Raw genomic sequence first — 18,918 nt, forward strand, 5'->3', positions numbered from 1 at the left:
TCCTCTACGACCAATGGCCGCTGTCGCCGCACTCGGTGATCCGCGTTAATATTTGTGATTATTTTGTCCATAGGGATTGGTAACTTGGCTGGATACCCCCATCCTGTCGCGCACAATCCACGAGGTGATTGATGCGCGCCAACTCGTCTGAACCACAAGACACCGTCACAGCAGAACATCCGATCACTCCCACCCGTTTACGTTGGCTGGATCTGTTGAGCAAATACCGGCAACCCATCGGGCTGGCGGTCACTCTGTTGCTGTTCGGCATCGCCCTGATCGCCTGCCGCCACTTGCTGCTGGAACTGGATCTCTACGCCCTCCACGACTCGATCCTGGAAGTGCCCAAACCCGCCCTGCTTGGAGCCTTTGCCGCTGCCGTTGCAGGATTCATCATTCTGCTGGGTTATGAGTTTTCCGGGGCGCGCTACGCCGGAGTGAAGTTGCCTGCCAAGACCCTGGCCCATGGTGGCTTCACCGCCTTTGCCATTGGCAACGCGATTGGCCTGTCGATGCTCTCCGGCGGTTCGGTGCGTTACCGTTTATATGCACGCCATGGCATCGGGGCTTCGGAAGTCGCCCATATGACCGTGTTCGCCAGCCTGGCCCTGGGTTGTGCCCTGCCGCCACTGGCCGCACTCGCGACGCTGAGCAACCTGCCGGCGGCGTCGACCTACTTGCACCTGTCGCAAGGTTTGCTCGGCGCGATTGCCGGTGCCGTGCTGCTGTTGTCGGCCGCGCTGTGCATCGGTATCTATCGCCGCCGCTTGCCGGAGCAACCTTACCCCGACAACCTGCTGGTCAAGGTCGGCCGTCGCACCCTGCGCCTGCCTGGCCGGCGCCTGACGTTCCTGCAACTGGTGATCACTGCACTGGATGTCGCCGCTGCCGCGACCGTCCTTTATCTGCTGCTGCCGGAAGCGCCGCCCTTCGGCCCGTTCCTGCTGGTGTACCTGCTGGCGCTCGCCGCCGGTGTGCTCAGCCACGTGCCGGGCGGTGTAGGGGTGTTCGAAGCGATCCTGCTCGCCGCGTTTGCAGACAAGCTTGGCGCAGCGCCACTGGCCGCCGCGCTGCTGCTGTATCGCATGATCTACGTGGTGCTGCCACTGCTGATCGCGTGCGTGTTCCTGCTGATCAACGAAGCGCAGCGGCTGTTCCAGACCCAGCAGAGCCTGCGCGTCGCCTCAGGCCTGGCGGCACCGGTGTTGGCCGTACTGGTTTTTTTGTCCGGCGTGGTCCTGCTGTTTTCCGGCGCCACGCCAGAGATCGACTCACGCCTGGAAAACATCGGCTTCCTGATTCCCCACCGCCTGATTGACGCCTCGCACTTTGGTGCCAGTCTGATCGGCGTGCTGTGCCTGTTGCTCGCCCAGGGCCTGCGTCGACGTCTGTCGGCGGCCTGGATGCTGACCATGGTGCTGCTGCTGGTGGGCGCCCTGCTTTCGCTGCTCAAGGGTTTCGACTGGGAAGAAGCCAGCCTGATGACCATGACCGCGATACTGCTGGCGATCTTCCGCCGCTCGTTCTACCGCGCCAGCCGCCTGACCGAACTGCCGTTTTCGCCGCTGTACCTGGTGGCCAGCGTCTGCGTGCTGGGCGCCTCGATCTGGCTGCTGCTGTTTGCCTATCAAGATGTGCCGTACAGCCATCAACTGTGGTGGCAGTTCACCCTCGACGCCAACGCCCCACGCGGCCTGCGCTCATTGCTGGGGGCCGCCGTGCTGCTGGTGATCGTGTCGCTGACCTGGCTGCTGCGCACCGCACGCCCGGTGATTCACCTGCCGACCCCGGATGAGCTGGAGCGTGCTTCCAGGATCCTGATGGCCTCGTCCCAGCCCGACGGCGGCCTGGCGCTGACCGGTGACAAGGCGCTGCTGTTCCACCCCAACGACGAAGCCTTCCTGATGTATGCCCGTCGCGGCCGCAGCCTGGTGGCCTTGTACGACCCGATCGGGCCGACACAACAACGGGCCGAGATGATCTGGCAGTTCCGCGACCTGTGCGATATCCACCATGCGCGCCCAGTGTTCTATCAGGTGCGGGCGGAGAACCTGCCGTATTACATGGACATCGGCCTCACCGCCATCAAGCTGGGCGAAGAAGCCCGCGTCGACCTGAAACGCTTTGACCTGGAAGCCAAGGGCAAAGAGATGAAGGACCTGCGCTACACCTGGAACCGTGGCACCCGGGACGGCTTGTCCCTGGAGATCCATGAACCGGGTACGGCGCCGATGGATGAATTAAAAGTCATCTCGGACGCCTGGCTGACGGGTAAGAATGTGCGCGAAAAGGGCTTTTCCCTGGGACGCTTCAGTGATGACTACCTCAAGCACTTTCGCATTGCGATCATTCGCTTCGAAGGACGCCCGGTAGCCTTCGCCAACCTGCTTGAGACGTACAATCACGACCTGGCCAGCCTTGACCTGATGCGTGCCCATCCGGAAGCACCCAAGTTGACCATGGAGTTCATGATGGTCGGCCTGATTCAACACTATAAGAGTCACGGCTACGCCCGCTTCAGCCTCGGCATGGTGCCGTTGTCCGGCCTGCAACCGCGACGCGGCGCGCCGCTGACCCAGCGCCTGGGTTCGATGGTGTTCCGGCGCGGTGAGCAACTGTATAACTTCCAAGGTTTGCGCCGCTTCAAAGACAAGTTCCAGCCCGACTGGGAACCCCGTTACATGGCCGTGCCCGCAGGACTTGATCCGCTGGTGGCACTGGCCGATACCGCCGCCCTGATCGCGGGCGGCTTGACTGGATTGGTGAAACGCTGATGATTCGACGCTCCTGGCGGTATGTATTGGCCTTTGTAGTGCTGCTGGCCCTGGTCCTGGGTGGCAGCTTTTGGTACTTGAAACGCCCTGCCCCGCAGCCGACGCTGGAGCAACTGCCCCAGGCCGACGGCTCGGTGATGACCCGCGTCACCCCAGCCGGCACGTCCAAAGCCCGCGTCGCCGTGGCGGTGATGGCCGACGAAACCCTGACCGACAGCCAGTTGATCACCCTCAGCCAGGGTGGCAAGGCGCAGATCGTCCAGGTGATCCTGCCAAAAGATGACTGCAAGCTGCAGGAACAAGCGCTGCAAAGCGCCCTGGGCCAGCTCAAAGGCCCGGCGACCCTGGTCAGTGGCATCGGCCCTGGCGCGGCGCTGGCCTGGCGCTGGCTGGCCGCACAGAACGACGACAACGCCAACGCCATCTCCGTCGGCTTCGCTCTGGTGCAGGAAGGCTGCAAGGACCCACTGCCGAAAACGGCCGCACACGGCAACTGGCTGGTCGCGTGGAACGATAACCCTGACGACGAAAGCGCCAGTTTCGTACGCGACACACCGCGCGCCACCACCAGCATCAGCGACTACGACATTCACTACCCGCAGGTGCTGAACAACGAATTGCGCAAGCAACTGGTGGGTTCGGACAACGGCGGCCTGGCGATTCCCGTAGTAGAAGTCCCGGCGGGCCAGGCCAAGGACACTGTAACCCTGTTCCTCTCCGGTGATGGCGGCTGGCGTGATCTGGACCGTGACGTCGCGGGCGAAATGGCCAAGATCGGCTACCCGGTGGTCGGCATCGACACCCTGCGCTACTACTGGCAGCACAAGACCCCGGAACAAAGCGCCAAAGACCTGACCGAGCTGATGCAGCACTACCGCCAGAAATGGGGCACCAAGCGCTTCGTGCTGACCGGTTATTCGTTCGGCGCCGACGTGCTGCCGGCGATCTACAACCGCATGCCGGAAAACGAGCAGCAGCGCGTCGACGCGATCATCCTCCTGGCCTTCGCCCGCACCGGCAGCTTTGAGATCGAAGTGGAAGGTTGGCTGGGCAACGCCGGCAAAGAAGCCGCGACCGGCCCGGAAATGGCCAAGCTGCCGCCGGAGAAAGTGGTGTGCATCTATGGCGCCGAAGAAGTCGACGAGAGTGGCTGCACCGACAAGACAGCCGTAGGTGAGGCGCTGAAGCTGCCCGGTGGGCATCACTTCGACGAGAACTACCCGGCGCTGGCCCAGCGGTTGGTGGATATCATTGTGAAGCATCAGGCCAAGGCCGAGTAATTCCAGGCCTATTCAAAACCAAATGTGGGAGGGGGCTTGCCCCCGATGACGGTGGGTCAGCTAGAGGTAAGCTGACTGAAACACCGCTATCGGGGGCAAGCCCCCTCCCACAGTTGTTTGTGATGTCAGTGAGATTCAGCGCGGTTCGATATGCGCGATCATCAATTGCACGGTTTCATTCCCACGAAACTCGTTCACATCCAGCTTGTAGGCCAGTTCCACCCAGCGCACGGTCGGGTTCGGCCAGACCTCACGGTCCACCCCAAAGGCAATGCCATCGAGCTTCACTGAGCCACATTCGCTCTTGAGCACCACCTTCAGGTGCCGCTCACCCACCACCCGCTGTTCTACCAGCTGGAACACACCGTGAAACAACGGCTCGGGAAAGTGTTGCCCCCACGGCCCGGCATGCCGCAGGGCGCGGGCCAGCTCCAGGTGGAACTCCTCGACCGCCAGGGTGCCGTCGGACAGCAGGCGTCCGGTGAGGTCTTCTTCACGCAATTGCCGACGTACTTCGGCATCAAAGGCTTCGGCAAACAGTGGGAAATTCGCCTCGGGCAACGTCAGACCCGCCGCCATGGCGTGGCCGCCGTATTTGGCGATCAGGGTGGGATGCTGGCTGGCGACCACCGCCAGGGCATCACGGATGTGAAAACCCGGCACAGAGCGCCCAGAGCCCTTGAGCAAGCCATCGCCGGCGTCGGCGAAGGCGATGGTCGGGCGGAAATAGCGCTCTTTCATGCGCGAAGCCAGGATGCCGATCACGCCCTGGTGCCATTCGGGGTCGAACAGGCACAGACCGTAGGGCATCGATTCCACCGGCAGGTCCTTGAGCTGGGCCAGGGCCTCGCGCTGCATGCCTTGCTCGATGGATTTACGGTCCTGGTTCATGCCGTCCAGTTGCGCTGCCATTTCCCGCGCCGCCGCGAAATCCTTGGTGAGCAGGCATTCGATACCCAGGCTCATGTCGTCCAGGCGCCCGGCGGCATTGAGCCGTGGCCCCACGATAAAGCCCAGGTCGGTAGAGGTGATGCGCGCGGCGTCACGCTTGGCCACTTCCAGGATCGCCTTGATCCCCGGCCGAGCGCGACCAGCACGAATGCGCTCCAGGCCCTGATGCACCAGGATGCGGTTGTTGGCGTCCAGCGGCACCACGTCGGCGACGCTGCCCAGGGCGACCAGATCAAGCAGATCGCCGATGTTCGGTTGCGGCTTGTTCGCATACCAGCCCATATCGCGCAGGCGTGCGCGCAGGGCCATCAACACATAAAAGATCACGCCCACGCCAGCCAAGGCCTTGCTGGGAAACTCACAACCTGGCTGATTCGGGTTGACGATGGCATCGGCCGCCGGCAACTCATCACCCGGCAAGTGGTGATCGGTGACCAACACCTGCAACCCCGCCGCCTTCGCCGCCGCCACGCCTTCGACGCTGGAGATGCCGTTGTCCACGGTGATCAGCAACTGCGGCTCGCGCTGCAACGCCACGGCGACAATCTCCGGGGTCAGGCCATAGCCGTATTCGAAGCGGTTGGGCACCAGGTAATCCACATGGGCCGCACCGAGCAAACGCAGGCCCAAAGTGCCCACGGTGCTGGCGGTGGCGCCATCGGCGTCGAAGTCGCCAACGATCAGGATGCGCTGGCGCTGCTCCAGGGCCGTCACCAGCAGATCAACCGCCGCGTCGATACCCTTGAGCTGCTGATAGGGAATCAACCGCGCGAGGCCTTTATCCAGCTCGGCCTCGGACTGCACACCGCGTGCGGCGTAGAGACGGGTCAACAGCGGCGGCAGATCGCCGAGGAATGGCAGGACGGCGGGCAACGGGCGAGGATCGATACGCATACGGGGGTGATGACTTCTCTGCGGATACAACGGTTAAACGACAATTCTTCATACAACACAAATCACTGTGGGAGGGGGCTTGCTCGCTCCCACATTTTTCAATCGCGTCCGCCAACCAGCCATTGCAGTTGCACTTCATGCTGGCCACGGTCATCGGTGACGAAGATCGTGCCTTCGCTGATCATCACGTCCCACTTGATCACGCGGGGCATGTCCTTGGCCAGGACCTCCAGAATCTCCTGAGGCACCGCGGCGATGTGCACGTTCTTCAGGTTTTTCGCCACCGGCACCACTTTGCCTTCCCACACACGCAGGCTGCCATACGCCAGCAGGCTGGTGCGTTCGGTGCGACGCGAACACCAGGTCAGGCGATCAGCATCGGGTTGGCCGACTTCAATCCAGTGCAGAACCCGATCATCCAGGCTTTTTTCCCACAGGGCTGGTTCGTCTACATCTGACAAGCCACGACCGAACGCCAATTGCTCGTTGTAAAACAGGGCATAGGCCAGCAGGCGCACGGTCATGCGCTCTTCGGTTTCCGAAGGGTGACGGGCGATGGTCTGTTTGACGCTCTCGTACACCGAACGATCAAGGTCGGTGAGGTTGAGTTCGAATTTGTAGGTCGTGGACGGCTGGGCCATGAACGGGCTTCTAGAGACAGGGAAAGGCGGCCAGTCTAACCGATGGCGGGGCCATTCAACGAATCCTGCGCTGCATCATGCTTATCCCTGGCCGCCCGCCTATGTTAAAAGGCTTCACACACCCGCTCTGCGTAGCCAAGGATCCTCATGTCGTTTAATGCCAAACCGCTTGCCGGCCTGAAAGTCATCGAACTCGGCACCCTGATCGCCGGCCCGTTCGCTTCGCGTATCTGCGCGGAATTCGGCGCCGAGGTGATCAAGGTCGAATCCCCGGATGGCGGCGACCCGCTGCGCAAATGGCGGAAGCTGTACGAGGGCACCTCGCTGTGGTGGTTCGTACAAGCGCGCAACAAGAAATCCCTGACGCTGAACCTCAAGCACCCGGACGGGCTGGCGATTCTCAAGCAACTGCTGGCGGACGCCGACATCCTCATCGAGAACTTTCGCCCCGGCGTGCTGGAAAAGCTCGGCCTGAGCTGGGAAACCCTGCACGCGCTGAACCCGAAACTGGTGATGGTGCGCCTCTCGGGCTTTGGCCAGACCGGGCCGATGAAGGATCAGCCGGGCTTTGGCGCCGTGGGCGAATCCATGGGCGGGCTGCGTTACATCACCGGTTTCGAGGACCGCCCGCCGGTGCGCACCGGGATTTCCATTGGCGACTCTATCGCTGCTTTGTGGGCAGTGATCGGGGCGCTGATGGCGCTGCGTCATCGCGAAGTGCATGGCGGCGAGGGGCAAGTGGTGGATGTAGCACTGTATGAAGCCATCTTCGCCATGATGGAAAGCATGATCCCCGAGTTCGACGTGTTCGGCTTTATCCGCGAGCGCACCGGCAACATCATGCCCGGCATTACGCCGTCGTCGATCCATACCAGCGCGGACGGCAAGCATGTGCAGATCGGCGCCAATGGGGATGCGATCTTCAAACGGTTCATGAGCGCCATCGGCCGTGAAGACCTGGCGAACGACCCGCAGTTGGCGAGCAATGACGGCCGCGATGGCCGCCGTGATGAGCTGTATGGCGTGATTGATCGCTGGGTCAGCTCACTGTCACTGGAGCAGGTGGTGGAGCGACTGAACAAGGCCGAGGTGCCCGCCAGTCGGATCTACAGTGCCGAGGACATGCTGGGTGACCCGCAATTCCTGGCGCGAGAGATGTTCCTCAAGGCCCGGTTGCCAGGCGGCAAGGACTTCAAAATGCCAGGCATCGTGCCCAAGCTGTCAGATACTCCCGGCAGTTGCGAGTGGGTCGGGCCGCAGTTGGGCGAACACAACAGTGTGTTGCTCAACGAACTGGGCTACGACGCCGCGGCCATTACCCGTTTACGTGAGCAAGGGGCGATCTGATGGCCAACTCAAGATAATGGCGCATCGTTGGCTGCTGGGCCTTTGTGCACCGTTGTTCGGACTTCTGCCATTGCCAGCCCAGGCGGCGGACACCTTGACCTGGCTGATCCGCGACTTGCCGCCGATGATCATCTTCGACGGCCCGCAAAAGGGTCAGGGCGCCATCGACGAATTGCTGCCGATGCTGATGGATCGCCTGCCCGAGTACCAGCACAAGATTCTGCACGTCAACCGCGCGCGCGGCCTGCAAATGCTGCAGACAACCGCCCTGACCTGCGACCCCACCATGCTGTGGACGCCGGAGCGGGCCAAGTGGGTGGTGTATTCGCGTCCGGCTTTTTCCATCGTCAGCAACGGCGTGGTGGTACGCCAGGACCACCGTGAAGTGCTCGCGCCGTTTATCGCACAGCAGCGGGTCGACCTCTCGGCGCTCCTGCTGGATAAACACGCACGCCTGGGCGTAGTGGCCGAGCGCAGCTACGGGGCGTTCATCGACGACGTGCTGGAGCACGCGGACGCACACAACCGCGTACTGCACTACGGAAACGACGCACTGGGCAGCCTGCTGCAAATGCAGCGCTTGGGGCGTCTGGAAGCGGTGCTGGGCTACTGGACTGAAATTCGCTATCACGCCCTGCGCCAGGGTATTGATCCGCTGACATTGGCGTTCTATCCCATTGCCGGCTCCATGCCCTACCAGCGTGTTCACATCGGTTGCTCCAATACGCCCCAGGGCCACCAGGCGATTGAACACATCAACCAAGTGTTGAGCGAACTGCCCCAAGCTCAACTGCTGCACTCCTACGCGGCCTGGCTCGACCCGACGCTACGCGCGCAATACCTGATCGACCACCCCCGGTTCTACCAGGACACGCCCACGCCCTGACAAATCGCGGGCAAAAAGAAACCCCGAAGCGTGGGGAGACACTTCGGGGTTAAACGTGGCCAACAAAGACCAGTACAGCAAGCCACAAACACCGGAGCACAATGTTTGCTCTTGCTGTTACAAAATCTGACCGGCCATGCTGTAGGAAGTTTCCATCAGTGAACAATTCTTCATGCGCGGGCAGCGCTGCGGGTCTGGGCAGCGTTGCGCAAGGCCGCGATGACCGAGGGCTCCACGCGCCCTTCCGCGATTTTGATATCGCGCAGCAAGCAGTCCACTACGTCCACCAGCACGCGCTTATCCATCAATTGGGCGCGGTCGACTTCACGCTCGACGACGATAGCGCCAGCAGGATTCTTCACCGTCACCAAGCACTCGTCCTGAACACCCGCGGTGGTCAGCGTAACCTGATAAGGGCTCAGTGCTTCTTCGAGCAATAGGCTGATACTTTCCATCTCGATCACCACTCAATAGTTCGGGAACAATCGTTTCAACGGGAGCTGCATCTATCCTAAGTGACTGGTTGTTACGTAGGAAAGTTCGCTTTTTCGTCTTTATAGGCCCGTCAGGGGATGACGAGAACCAGCATGCGCTTGCAACATGACAACGAAAAAACGGCCGCACATAAGTGCTTACGCAATGAGTGGCTGTTTTGGCGTTTGCCGACGCCGGGGCGCAGAGCGAATCCTATACGCGTTGAGTGTTTTTCACTGTGCCGCGCAGGCGAGAGCGCATATCAAAAGGCCCTTATTGCGAAGGATGAACATGATGCTGGAACACAATGAACAACAAGCCTCGATCGAGAAAATTCACGCAGACATATCACGTATCTATGCTGAACAGCGCAAGTTCAACGCTGAAGTCCACAAGATAACCCGTGAAGTATTCTGGTACCCCGTAGGCATCGCGATAGGCTTCTTCACAGCCGTAGGTACGGTAATGGCCCTGGCACATAAGCTGCTTACGTAGACCGTCGTTTAATCGGGCCTGCCAAAAACAAAAAACGCCGCTGCCCCAAGGAAGGGACAGCGGCGTTTTTGTATACGCGGTTTGCCTTACAACGGCTTGCCCCGGTTGCCATGCTGGCTGACAAACGCCTGCACGGCTTTCAAGTCATTGGCCAACACCGTGCAACGCTCTTCACGTTCGAACAGGTCGGTCAGGTGCACCGGCAGCTCCAGCGCTTTGCCAACACCAGCCTTCTCCACCGCTTCGGGGAATTTGACCGGGTGGGCAGTGCCCAGGATCACCATCGGGATATCCAGGCTGCGACGACATTCGCGGGCGGCCTTCACACCGATGGCGGTGTGCGGGTCGAGCAGCTCGCCGGTCTGGGCATAGACTTCGGCAATGGTCTCGCAGGTCTGAGCATCGTCCACGGCCAGGGAGTCGAAGAGCTTGCGGGTTTCGGTCCAGCGCTCTTCATCCACGCTGAAACCGCCACCGCTCTTGAAGGTGTCCATCAAGCCGGCAATCGCCGAGCCGTTGCGACCGTGCATGTCGAACAGCAGACGCTCGAAGTTCGACGAAACCATGATGTCCATGGACGGCGACAGGGTCGCGTGCAGGGTTTCCTTGACGTACTGATTGCCGCTCATGAAGCGGTGCAGGATGTCGTTGCGGTTGGTGGCGACGATCAACTGGTTGATCGGCAGGCCCATGTTGCGCGCCAGGTAGCCGGCGAAGATGTCGCCGAAGTTGCCGGTCGGCACCGAGAACGACACCGAGCGCGCCGGGCCGCCCAACTGCAGGGAGGCGTGGAAGTAGTAGACGATCTGGGCCATGATCCGCGCCCAGTTGATCGAGTTCACCGCAACCAGGCGTGTGCCTTTCAGGAAGCTCTGGTCAGCGAAGCTGTTCTTGACCATTTCCTGGCAGTCGTCGAAGTTGCCTTCGATGGCGATGTTGTGGATGTTCTCACCCAAGATGGTGGTCATCTGGCGACGCTGCACTTCGGACACACGCTTATGCGGGTGCAGGATGAAGATGTCGACGTTTTCGCAGTGCTTGCAGCCTTCAATCGCCGCCGAGCCGGTGTCACCGGAGGTCGCGCCGATGATCACCACGCGCTCGCCGCGCTTCTCCAGCACGTAGTCCAGCAAACGACCGAGCAGTTGCAGGGCGAAGTCCTTGAACGCCAGGGTCGGGCCGTGGAACAGCTCCAATACCCACTCGTTGCCGTTCAGTTGGCGCAACGGCGCGATGGCGCTGTGGGAAAACACACCGTAGGTTTCTTCCAGGATCTTCTTGAAATCCGCATCCGGAATGCTGCCGGTGACGAACGGGCGCATCACCCGGAACGCCAGCTCGTGGTACGGCAGGCCGGCCCAGGAGGCGATTTCTTCCTGGGTGAAGCGTGGCAGGTTTTCCGGCACATACAGGCCGCCGTCGGTGGCAAGGCCTGCCAGCAGGACGTCTTCGAAATTCAGGGCCGGTGCCTGGCCGCGGGTACTGATATAACGCATGACTGGCTCCTCTAAAACATTCTCGAACAGAGGCCGCCGAACGCGCGGGGCCCCTGGAACAATCGGTTAGTTCAGGTGTTCGACACGAATACGCACGACCGGGCCGACGACGCCTTGCAAGGCTTCCAACGCGGTGATGGCATCGTTGATGTGCTGCTCAAGCACGCGGTGGGTCAGCAGGATCATCGGCACCTGGCCGTTTTGCTCCTCGACTTCCTTCTGCATGATCGACTCGATGTTGATACCGCGCTCGGACAGGATGCTGGCGACCTGGGCCAACACGCCCGGATGATCCTTGGCCTGGATGCGCAGGTAGTAGGCGCTTTCGCACGCTTCGATCGGCAGGATCGGGTGGGCCGACAGCGAATCCGGCTGAAAGGCCAGGTGCGGTACGCGGTTTTCCGGGTCGCTGGTCATGGCGCGAACCACGTCCACCAGGTCGGCGATCACCGAAGAAGCGGTCGGCTCCATGCCGGCGCCGGCGCCGTAGAACAACGTGGAACCGGCAGCATCACCATTGACCATCACCGCGTTCATCACGCCGTTGACGTTGGCGATCAGGCGATCAGCCGGGATCAGCGTCGGGTGCACACGCAGCTCGATACCGGCCGGGGTGCTGCGCGCTACACCGAGGTGCTTGATGCGATAGCCCAGGGCTTCGGCATAGTTCACGTCGGCGGTAGTCAGCTTGGTGATGCCTTCGGTGTAGGCCTTGTCGAACTGCAGCGGGATACCAAAGGCGATGGACGCCAGGATGGTCAGCTTGTGGGCGGCGTCGATACCTTCCACGTCGAATGTCGGGTCGGCTTCGGCGTAGCCCAGCGCCTGGGCTTCGGCCAGCACGTCTTCGAAGGTACGGCCCTTCTCGCGCATTTCGGTAAGGATGAAGTTACCGGTGCCGTTGATGATGCCGGCCACCCAGTTGATACGGTTGGCGGACAGGCCTTCACGGATCGCCTTGATTACCGGGATACCACCGGCCACGGCGGCTTCGAACGCCACGATCACGCCCTTCTCGCGGGCCTTGGCGAAGATCTCGTTGCCGTGCACGGCGATCAGCGCCTTGTTGGCAGTGACCACGTGCTTGCCGTTCTCGATGGCCTTGAGCACCAGCTCACGGGCTACGGTGTAGCCGCCCACCAGCTCAATGACGATATCGATCTCAGGGTTGGTGGCCACGGCGAAGACATCGTTGGTAATCGCAATACCGGTCGTTTCGAACTGAGGCTTTGGCGAACGCGTGGCAATTTGCGCCACTTCAATCCCACGCCCTGCACGGCGGGAAATTTCTTCAGCATTACGCTGAAGTACGTTGAAGGTGCCGCCACCGACGGTCCCTAACCCACAGATGCCTACTTTGACCGGTTTCACTGAAGAACTCCCCATGAAACGGCCGACGCAAGGTCGGCCGTGGAAAACAGCCGCACGACTGCGGCTTTCAATTGATGGCCCGTCGACTTATCAACGGGCCATGATCGTCAAAGGTTCGACGATGCTGGTTTATTTGGCACTCAGCGCCAGTTTGGCAACTTGTGGTGCCGGCTGGTAGCCCGGAATCACCTGGCCGTCAGCCAAAACGATGGCCGGCGTACCGTTGACACCGATGGACTGGCCCAGGGCGAATTGCTTGGAGACCGGATTGGCGCACTTGGCAGCCTTGATTTCCTTGCCGTCGACCATCTTGTCCATGGCCGCTTTCTTGTCGGCCGAGCACCATACGGCTTGCAACTGCTCGTCACCCGGCGAACCCAGGCCCTGGCGCGGGAACGCAACGTAGCGAACTTCCACACCGAGCTTGTTCAGCGCCGGCACTTCGGCGTGCAGCTTGTGGCAGTACGGGCAGGTGGTGTCGGTGAACACCGTGATGTGGGTCTTGGTCTCGCCAATGGCCGGGTAAACCACGGTTTCAGCCACTGGGATACCGTTGATCAGCTTGGACACGCCCAGACGCTCGGCTTTCTCGGTCAGGTTGACCGGCTTGCCGTCCTTGAGCTGAAACAGGTAGCCCTGAACGATGTACTGGCCGTCGGCACTGGCGTACAGCACGCGGCTGCCCTTGAGCTTGACTTCATACAGGCCGGCCATCGGGCTGGCGCTGATGCTTTCGATCGGGGTGTCGAGTTGCAGGTTGGCCAGGCTCTTGCGGATGGTCTGCTCGGCAGCGTCATCAGCGACGGCAAAGGTGGAAACCAACGCAATGGCTGCGGCGGCAATAATCTGGGTCAAGCGCATGGGAACTCCTGAAGGCAGATGCAGGGACGGGAAGGAACACCGCGATCTCAGTAGACACGGGCCGGCACCGTCACCTTTGCTAACCGGCAAAGCCTACCACAGTTGGGCCGCAGGGCAGCCCGTGGCGGTATAAATTGGCGGTTTTCAGCCTCGTGGGTGGTGCTTGGCGTGCATATCCTGCAATCGCGCGCGCGCCACATGGGTGTAGATCTGGGTGGTGGATAAGTCGCTGTGCCCGAGCAGCATTTGCACCACGCGCAAATCCGCGCCGTGGTTGAGCAAATGGGTGGCAAATGCATGGCGTAACGTATGGGGCGACAGGCTCTTGCCAATCCCCGCGACCTTGGCCTGGTGCTTGATGCGATGCCAGAACGTCTGGCGGGTCATTTGCTCACCGCGCTGGCTGGGGAACAACACATCACTGGGACGGCCGCCGAGCAACTCGCCACGGGCATCGCGCATATAGCGCTCGACCCACACAATCGCCTCCTCCCCCATCGGCACCAGCCGCTCCTTGCTGCCCTTGCCCATCACCCGCAGTACGCCCTGACGCAGATTGACCTGCTCCAGCGTCAGGCTGATCAACTCGGTGACCCGCAGGCCACAGGCATACAAGACTTCCAGCATGGCGCGGTCGCGCTGGCCGATAGCCTCGCTGAGGTCGGGCGCGGCAAGCAGAGCATCAACGTCGGCTTCCGACAAGGACTTGGGCAAAGGCCTACCGAGCTGCGGCATATCGACCTGCAGGGTCGGGTCCAGAGCGATGAGTTTTTCCCGCAGCAGATAGCGATAAAAGCCACGCACACCGGAGAGAAATCGCGCAGTGGAACGCGGCTTGTAATTCTGCTCCAGGCGCCAAGCCAAGTGATCGAGGATCAGCTCGCGGCCAGCATTGACCAATTCAAGGTTTTTATCCTGCAACCAGCCGTTGAACAGGGCAAGGTCGCTGCGGTAGGCCTGACGGGTGTTGTCCGACAGGCCCTTTTCCAGCCAGAGGGCGTCGAGGAAGCGGTCGATCAGGGGGTGGTCAATGGCAGGCATGAGGGCTCGGGCAAAAATAATGTGGCGTCTGTTAGATCCTATCGTGGGCAAGCCCACTCCCACACTTGTTTTGTATCGCCCCCGCTATTTTGTGTCCGATAAAGATCAAATGTGGGAGGGGCTTGCCCCGATGGCCGCGACGGTCTGAATCAGTCAACAAACCCTGGCAACACTGGCACCGGGCGCTTGTCGGCATCAATCGCGACAAAGCTGAATACGCCCTGGATCGCCTTCTCGCGGCCATCGGCACTCATGCTCTCAACGAACACCTCAACCTCCACCTTGAGGCTGGTGTTCCCTACCTTGATAACCCGCCCGATGAGTTCAACGATAGAGCCCGCCGGGATCGCGTGATTGAAGTCGATGCGGTCAGTGGAGACCGTCACCAACGGCAAACGACAGAAGCGCGTGGCGGTGATGAACGACACTTCATCCATCCAGGCCAACGCGGTGCCGCCGAACAGGGTGTTGTGGTGGTTGGTGGTGGGCGGGAATACGGCCTTGGTCACGTGGGTCACGGACAGATCGGTGCGACGCTGGATTTCTTCGGGGCGGGTGGTCATGGACAAATACCGGGGAATGGACAAATTTCAGGCACAAAAAAGCAGCCCGTAGGCTGCTTCTTTCTGCATCGGGAAGCTGGACTTAAGCCAGTTTTTCCTTGATGCGAGCTGCTTTACCGGACAGGTCACGCAGGTAGTACAGCTTGGCTTTACGTACGTCACCGCGACGCTTGACGGCCATGCTGTCGATTTGCGGGCTGTAGGTCTGGAAAGTACGCTCTACGCCAACACCGTTGGAGATTTTACGAACAGTGAAAGCACTGTTCACACCACGGTTACGCTTGGCAATTACCACGCCTTCGAACGCTTGCAGACGCGAACGGTCGCCTTCCTTCACTTTCACCTGAACGACAATAGTGTCGCCCGGGGCAAAGGTAGGGATCTCTTTGGTCATCTGCTCTGCTTCGAGTGCAAGGATGATTTTGTTAGTCATGCTGTGCTCCTAAGGTAAGTCAATGGACCTACCATCGATACGTTGTTAACTATCGTCCCGCGCGAGGATGTATTCCTCGAGCAGCTTCTTCTCTTCTCCAGAAAGCGAGCGGCTTTCCAGAAGATCGGCGCGTCGTTCATAGGTCCGACCAAGGGACTGCTGTAAACGCCAACGCCGGATGTGTGCGTGATTGCCACTTAGCAATACGTCGGGAACACGCTGATCCGCATACACCTCCGGTCGGGTGTAGTGCGGGCAATCCAGCAAACCGTCCGTGAAGGAATCTTCCTCCGCGGAGTCCGCATGCCCTAAAGCTCCAGGCAGCAGTCGTGTAACCGCATCTATCAGGACCATCGCCGGCAGCTCACCGCCAGACAGAACATAGTCCCCAATCGACCACTCTTCATCGACATGAGCTTCAATAAATCGCTCGTCAATGCCTTCATAGCGACCGGCAATCAGGATTAATGCTTCCTCATTCGCCAGTTCGCGCACCGCCGCCTGTTTCAGCTGACGGCCTTGAGGGGACAGGTAAATTACCTTCGCCTTCTCCCCGGCAGCTGCCTTGGCCTGAACCAACGCGTCTTCCAGGGGCTTGATCTTCATCACCATGCCCGGGCCACCGCCAAATGGGCGATCGTCCACAGTGTGATGTCGATCCGTCGTGTAGTCTCGCGGGTTCCAACAGGTAAGCTGCAAGAGCCCCTGTTTCACCGCCCGACTGGTGATGCCGTACTCGCTGATGGCGGAAAACATCTCGGGAAACAAACTGATCACTTCAATGCGCAAATTAGCCACGCTTAGAAGTCCGCGTCCCATTCCACCTTCATCTCGCCCGCTACCAGGTCGATAGCCAACACACACTGCTCCGTATAGGGCAGCAGGCGTTCGCGATCATCCAGGCTGCCAGCGCAAGGCTTGACCACCATTACATCATTGGCGCCGGTTTCCAGAAGATGATCGATTTTCCCGAACAATTGCCCGAGTTGATCAATAACCTTCAGACCTTCCAGCTGGTACCAGTAGTACTCGCCGTCGGTCAATTCAGGGAACAGGTTGCGCGGCACGCAGATCTCATAACCAGCCAGAAGACGAGCTTCTTCACGATCATCAAGACCCTTGAGCTTCGCGACCAGGAACTTATCGCTCCCGCGTCCGCTGACCAGCTCGACCTGTTTCACACTCCCTTCGCGCCTGAGCGTCCAGGTTTTGTACTGCAACAGGTTTTCAGTCGGATCAGTAAAGGAATACACCTTCACTTCGCCGCGAACGCCATGAACAGAATAAATCTTGCCGATAACGATCAAATCATCAGCAACAGCTGGCGTCGCGTTCATATTGCTCAGGCTGCGGCCTTAGCCGAGTCCTTCAACAACTTAGCAACACGCTCAGACGGTTGTGCACCAACGCTCAGCCAGTAGGCTACGCGCTCTTGGTTCACGGACAGACGGACTTCTTGACCACGAGCGATCGGGTTGAAGAAGCCTACTTGTTCCTTGTGAGAGCCGTCACGTGGGTTGCGGCTGTCAGTTACGGTCAAGTGGTAAAACGGGCGCTTTTTGGAGCCGCCAAGGGCAAGACGGATTGTTAGCATGTGAACATCGTTCCTGTAGTCGGTGCTGCAAATCTAAATGCACAGCGGGCATAGGTGCCCGAAAGGCCGCATATTCTAAGGAATATCCGGACTTTTGCAAATGTCTTTTTCTGGCGCCTATCAGCGTGCCATTCAGATCTGCTAGAGAGCCGTCGGTTAAAACGGCAGGTCAGCCCCCGCCAACGGCGGGTTTGCTGGAGATCCCACATCCCTGTGGGTCGGAGCAGGGGCACGCCCCCGCTCGAATTCTTTACATTTTCGGCATGCCGCCGCCGGGCAACATACCGCCCATGCCGCGCATCATCTTGGCCATTCCGCCTTTGGCGGAGAATTTCTTCATCATCTTCTGCATCTGCTTGTGCTGCTTGATCAAGCGACCGATGTCCTGCACCTGGGTGCCGGAGCCCATGGCGATCCGACGTTTGCGCGAACCGCTGATCAGCTCAGGGTCGCGGCGCTCGGCCGGGGTCATGGAGTTGATGATGGCTTCCATCTGTTTGAACTGCTTCTCTGCCGCGCCCTGGGCATTGCCCATTTGCGCCAGGTTCACACCGCCGATATTCGGCAGCTTGTCCATCAGGCCGCCGAGGCCGCCCATGTTCTTCATTTGTTGCAGCTGGTCACGGAAGTCTTCGAGATCGAAGCCCTTGCCCTTCTTCAGCTTCTTGGCCAGTTTATCGGCCTTGTCCTTGTCGAGGGTCGCTTCGGCCTGCTCGATCAGGCTGAGTACGTCGCCCATGCCAAGGATACGCGAGGCGATACGCTCAGGATGGAACGGTTCGAGCGCTTCGCTCTTCTCGCCCATACCGATGAACTTGATCGGCTTGCCAGTGATGGCACGCACCGACAGCGCAGCACCGCCACGGGCGTCGCCGTCGACCTTGGTGAGGATCACGCCGGTCAGCGGCAGTGCATCACCGAAAGCCTTGGCGGTGTTGGCCGCATCCTGACCGGTCATGGCGTCGACCACGAACAGCGTCTCGACCGGGTTGATCGCGGCATGCAACGCCTTGATCTCGCCCATCATCTCTTCGTCGATGTGCAGGCGACCGGCGGTATCGACGATCACGACATCAATGAACTTGAGCTTGGCTTCTTTAATAGCCGCGTTGGCAATGTCGACCGGCTTCTGGCTCAGGTCGGACGGGAAGAAGGTCACGCCGACTTCGCCCGCCAGCATTTCCAACTGTTTAATGGCCGCCGGACGGTATACGTCGGCCGACACCACCATGACAGACTTCTTCTTGCGCTCTTTAAGGAAGCGCGCCAGCTTGCCGGCGGTGGTGGTTTTACCCGCACCCTGCAGGCCCGCCATCAGCACGACGGCCGGTGGCACGGCGCTGAGGTTCAGGTCTTCGTTGGCAGCGCCCATCAGGCTTTCGAGTTCGGCCTGGACGATCTTCACAAAAGCCTGGCCCGGCGTCAGGCTGCGGGACACTTCGGTGCCCACTGCGCGCTCTTTGACCGAGTTGACGAAGTCCTTGACCACAGGCAAGGCCACGTCGGCTTCCAGCAACGCCATGCGTACTTCACGCAGGGTGTCTTTAATATTGTCCTCGGTCAGCTTGGCCTTGCCGGTTACGTGGCGCAGCGTCTGCGAGAGACGGTCAGTCAAGTTTTCAAACATGCGCGATCCTTTCAGGCCCCATTCATCGAAATGCATTGGTAGACCGAGGTAATGACGGCCCAGGCTGTGGTAAATCGCTATTAAAAACAGCGCTCGGCGAGCCTGCGGCGTGGGCAGGTCGCGGATTATAGCGAAGACTGCGCCCATGCACACCCGCTGTCTGGTCCTGGAGTCTTTCGTGGAACGCAGG

The 18,918-nt window shown here is 60.3% G+C and carries 18 protein-coding genes; 5 read left to right on the forward strand and 13 right to left on the reverse strand.

Features of this window, described 5'->3' with window-relative positions:
* Nucleotides 1–131 precede the first annotated feature (131 nt).
* Nucleotides 132–2,774 carry a bifunctional lysylphosphatidylglycerol flippase/synthetase MprF gene (gene mprF, locus AB3G88_RS22685; protein WP_099585562.1) on the forward strand — a complete coding sequence of 881 codons (2,643 nt, stop codon included), beginning with the start codon at nt 132–134 and terminating at the stop codon, nt 2,772–2,774.
* The gene (locus AB3G88_RS22690) at nt 2,774–4,054 is read left to right on the forward strand and encodes a virulence factor family protein (RefSeq protein ID WP_099585563.1); all 1,281 of its coding nucleotides are present in this window, start codon (nt 2,774–2,776) and stop codon (nt 4,052–4,054) included. Before mprF ends, AB3G88_RS22690 begins: the two co-directional genes overlap by 1 nt.
* Nucleotides 4,055–4,189: 135 nt before the next feature.
* Here the strand turns inward: AB3G88_RS22690 and recJ are convergent, their stop codons facing one another.
* The gene (recJ, locus tag AB3G88_RS22695) at nt 4,190–5,899 is read right to left on the reverse strand and encodes a single-stranded-DNA-specific exonuclease RecJ (protein ID WP_480451750.1); all 1,710 of its coding nucleotides are present in this window, start codon (nt 5,897–5,899) and stop codon (nt 4,190–4,192) included.
* A gap of 98 nt (nt 5,900–5,997) precedes the next feature.
* The gene (locus AB3G88_RS22700) at nt 5,998–6,540 is read right to left on the reverse strand and encodes a YaeQ family protein (protein WP_480451752.1); all 543 of its coding nucleotides are present in this window, start codon (nt 6,538–6,540) and stop codon (nt 5,998–6,000) included.
* Nucleotides 6,541–6,687: 147 nt separating this feature from the next.
* Here AB3G88_RS22700 and AB3G88_RS22705 point away from each other — a divergent pair, with 147 nt between their 5' ends.
* Together AB3G88_RS22705 and AB3G88_RS22710 are read left to right on the forward strand one after the other, a co-directional pair.
* Nucleotides 6,688–7,887: a CaiB/BaiF CoA transferase family protein gene (locus AB3G88_RS22705; RefSeq protein ID WP_480451754.1), complete on the forward strand. Its 1,200-nt coding sequence runs from the start codon at nt 6,688–6,690 to the stop codon at nt 7,885–7,887.
* A gap of 16 nt (nt 7,888–7,903) precedes the next feature.
* Nucleotides 7,904–8,773, forward strand: a complete 870-nt coding sequence (locus AB3G88_RS22710; RefSeq protein WP_480451756.1) for a TIGR02285 family protein — start codon at nt 7,904–7,906, stop codon at nt 8,771–8,773.
* A gap of 170 nt (nt 8,774–8,943) precedes the next feature.
* On the opposite strand, the gene AB3G88_RS22715 is transcribed toward AB3G88_RS22710, so the two are convergent.
* Nucleotides 8,944–9,228, reverse strand: coding sequence for a DUF3509 domain-containing protein (locus AB3G88_RS22715; RefSeq protein ID WP_099585568.1), 285 nt, complete (start codon nt 9,226–9,228; stop codon nt 8,944–8,946).
* A gap of 310 nt (nt 9,229–9,538) precedes the next feature.
* Between AB3G88_RS22715 and AB3G88_RS22720 the strand changes: the two genes are divergently transcribed.
* Nucleotides 9,539–9,742 (forward strand): hypothetical protein, encoded by a 204-nt coding sequence (locus AB3G88_RS22720; RefSeq protein WP_371929460.1) that lies wholly within the window; start codon nt 9,539–9,541, stop codon nt 9,740–9,742.
* Nucleotides 9,743–9,828: 86 nt separating this feature from the next.
* On the opposite strand, the gene thrC is transcribed toward AB3G88_RS22720, so the two are convergent.
* From thrC to ffh, 10 genes are all read right to left on the reverse strand, one after another.
* A complete protein-coding gene (thrC, locus tag AB3G88_RS22725) occupies nt 9,829–11,238 on the reverse strand; it encodes a threonine synthase (RefSeq protein WP_480451759.1) in 1,410 nt (469 codons plus the stop codon).
* A gap of 66 nt (nt 11,239–11,304) precedes the next feature.
* On the reverse strand, nt 11,305–12,609 hold the full coding sequence (locus AB3G88_RS22730; protein WP_032890791.1) for a homoserine dehydrogenase: 1,305 nt from the start codon (nt 12,607–12,609) through the stop codon (nt 11,305–11,307).
* 129 nt (nt 12,610–12,738) lie between these two features.
* Nucleotides 12,739–13,470: a thioredoxin fold domain-containing protein gene (locus AB3G88_RS22735; RefSeq protein ID WP_003175893.1), complete on the reverse strand. Its 732-nt coding sequence runs from the start codon at nt 13,468–13,470 to the stop codon at nt 12,739–12,741.
* Nucleotides 13,471–13,614: 144 nt separating this feature from the next.
* A complete protein-coding gene (xerD, locus tag AB3G88_RS22740) occupies nt 13,615–14,511 on the reverse strand; it encodes a site-specific tyrosine recombinase XerD (RefSeq protein WP_158877161.1) in 897 nt (298 codons plus the stop codon).
* Between the two features lie 149 nt (nt 14,512–14,660).
* The gene (locus AB3G88_RS22745; protein ID WP_099585573.1) at nt 14,661–15,074 is read right to left on the reverse strand and encodes an acyl-CoA thioesterase; all 414 of its coding nucleotides are present in this window, start codon (nt 15,072–15,074) and stop codon (nt 14,661–14,663) included.
* Nucleotides 15,075–15,156: 82 nt separating this feature from the next.
* Complete coding sequence (rplS, locus tag AB3G88_RS22750) at nt 15,157–15,507, reverse strand: 50S ribosomal protein L19 (RefSeq protein WP_003175895.1); 351 nt, start codon at nt 15,505–15,507, stop codon at nt 15,157–15,159.
* Nucleotides 15,508–15,552: 45 nt separating this feature from the next.
* Nucleotides 15,553–16,326 carry a tRNA (guanosine(37)-N1)-methyltransferase TrmD gene (gene trmD, locus AB3G88_RS22755; protein WP_024077235.1) on the reverse strand — a complete coding sequence of 258 codons (774 nt, stop codon included), beginning with the start codon at nt 16,324–16,326 and terminating at the stop codon, nt 15,553–15,555.
* Nucleotides 16,308–16,844, reverse strand: a complete 537-nt coding sequence (gene rimM, locus AB3G88_RS22760) for a ribosome maturation factor RimM (RefSeq protein ID WP_099585574.1) — start codon at nt 16,842–16,844, stop codon at nt 16,308–16,310. Before rimM ends, trmD begins: the two co-directional genes overlap by 19 nt.
* A gap of 5 nt (nt 16,845–16,849) precedes the next feature.
* On the reverse strand, nt 16,850–17,101 hold the full coding sequence (gene rpsP, locus AB3G88_RS22765; RefSeq protein ID WP_003238923.1) for a 30S ribosomal protein S16: 252 nt from the start codon (nt 17,099–17,101) through the stop codon (nt 16,850–16,852).
* A gap of 250 nt (nt 17,102–17,351) precedes the next feature.
* Nucleotides 17,352–18,728 (reverse strand): signal recognition particle protein, encoded by a 1,377-nt coding sequence (gene ffh, locus AB3G88_RS22770; protein ID WP_003193965.1) that lies wholly within the window; start codon nt 18,726–18,728, stop codon nt 17,352–17,354.
* Nucleotides 18,729–18,918 lie beyond the last annotated feature (190 nt).

Source organism: Pseudomonas arvensis (assembly GCF_056688935.1).

What these genes read in the sequence shown, in the direction of transcription:
- mprF (WP_099585562.1), top strand. Translation starts at nt 132, where the DNA reads ATGCGCGCCAACTCGTCTGAACCACAAGACACCGTCACAGCAGAACAT.
- AB3G88_RS22690 (WP_099585563.1), top strand. Translation starts at nt 2,774, where the DNA reads ATGATTCGACGCTCCTGGCGGTATGTATTGGCCTTTGTAGTGCTGCTG.
- recJ (WP_480451750.1), bottom strand. Translation starts at nt 5,899, where the DNA reads ATGCGTATCGATCCTCGCCCGTTGCCCGCCGTCCTGCCATTCCTCGGC.
- AB3G88_RS22700 (WP_480451752.1), bottom strand. Translation starts at nt 6,540, where the DNA reads ATGGCCCAGCCGTCCACGACCTACAAATTCGAACTCAACCTCACCGAC.
- AB3G88_RS22705 (WP_480451754.1), top strand. Translation starts at nt 6,688, where the DNA reads ATGTCGTTTAATGCCAAACCGCTTGCCGGCCTGAAAGTCATCGAACTC.
- AB3G88_RS22710 (WP_480451756.1), top strand. Translation starts at nt 7,904, where the DNA reads ATGGCGCATCGTTGGCTGCTGGGCCTTTGTGCACCGTTGTTCGGACTT.
- AB3G88_RS22715 (WP_099585568.1), bottom strand. Translation starts at nt 9,228, where the DNA reads ATGGAAAGTATCAGCCTATTGCTCGAAGAAGCACTGAGCCCTTATCAG.
- AB3G88_RS22720 (WP_371929460.1), top strand. Translation starts at nt 9,539, where the DNA reads ATGATGCTGGAACACAATGAACAACAAGCCTCGATCGAGAAAATTCAC.
- thrC (WP_480451759.1), bottom strand. Translation starts at nt 11,238, where the DNA reads ATGCGTTATATCAGTACCCGCGGCCAGGCACCGGCCCTGAATTTCGAA.
- AB3G88_RS22735 (WP_003175893.1), bottom strand. Translation starts at nt 13,470, where the DNA reads ATGCGCTTGACCCAGATTATTGCCGCCGCAGCCATTGCGTTGGTTTCC.
- xerD (WP_158877161.1), bottom strand. Translation starts at nt 14,511, where the DNA reads ATGCCTGCCATTGACCACCCCCTGATCGACCGCTTCCTCGACGCCCTC.
- AB3G88_RS22745 (WP_099585573.1), bottom strand. Translation starts at nt 15,074, where the DNA reads ATGACCACCCGCCCCGAAGAAATCCAGCGTCGCACCGATCTGTCCGTG.
- rplS (WP_003175895.1), bottom strand. Translation starts at nt 15,507, where the DNA reads ATGACTAACAAAATCATCCTTGCACTCGAAGCAGAGCAGATGACCAAA.
- trmD (WP_024077235.1), bottom strand. Translation starts at nt 16,326, where the DNA reads ATGGGACGCGGACTTCTAAGCGTGGCTAATTTGCGCATTGAAGTGATC.
- rimM (WP_099585574.1), bottom strand. Translation starts at nt 16,844, where the DNA reads ATGAACGCGACGCCAGCTGTTGCTGATGATTTGATCGTTATCGGCAAG.
- rpsP (WP_003238923.1), bottom strand. Translation starts at nt 17,101, where the DNA reads ATGCTAACAATCCGTCTTGCCCTTGGCGGCTCCAAAAAGCGCCCGTTT.
- ffh (WP_003193965.1), bottom strand. Translation starts at nt 18,728, where the DNA reads ATGTTTGAAAACTTGACTGACCGTCTCTCGCAGACGCTGCGCCACGTA.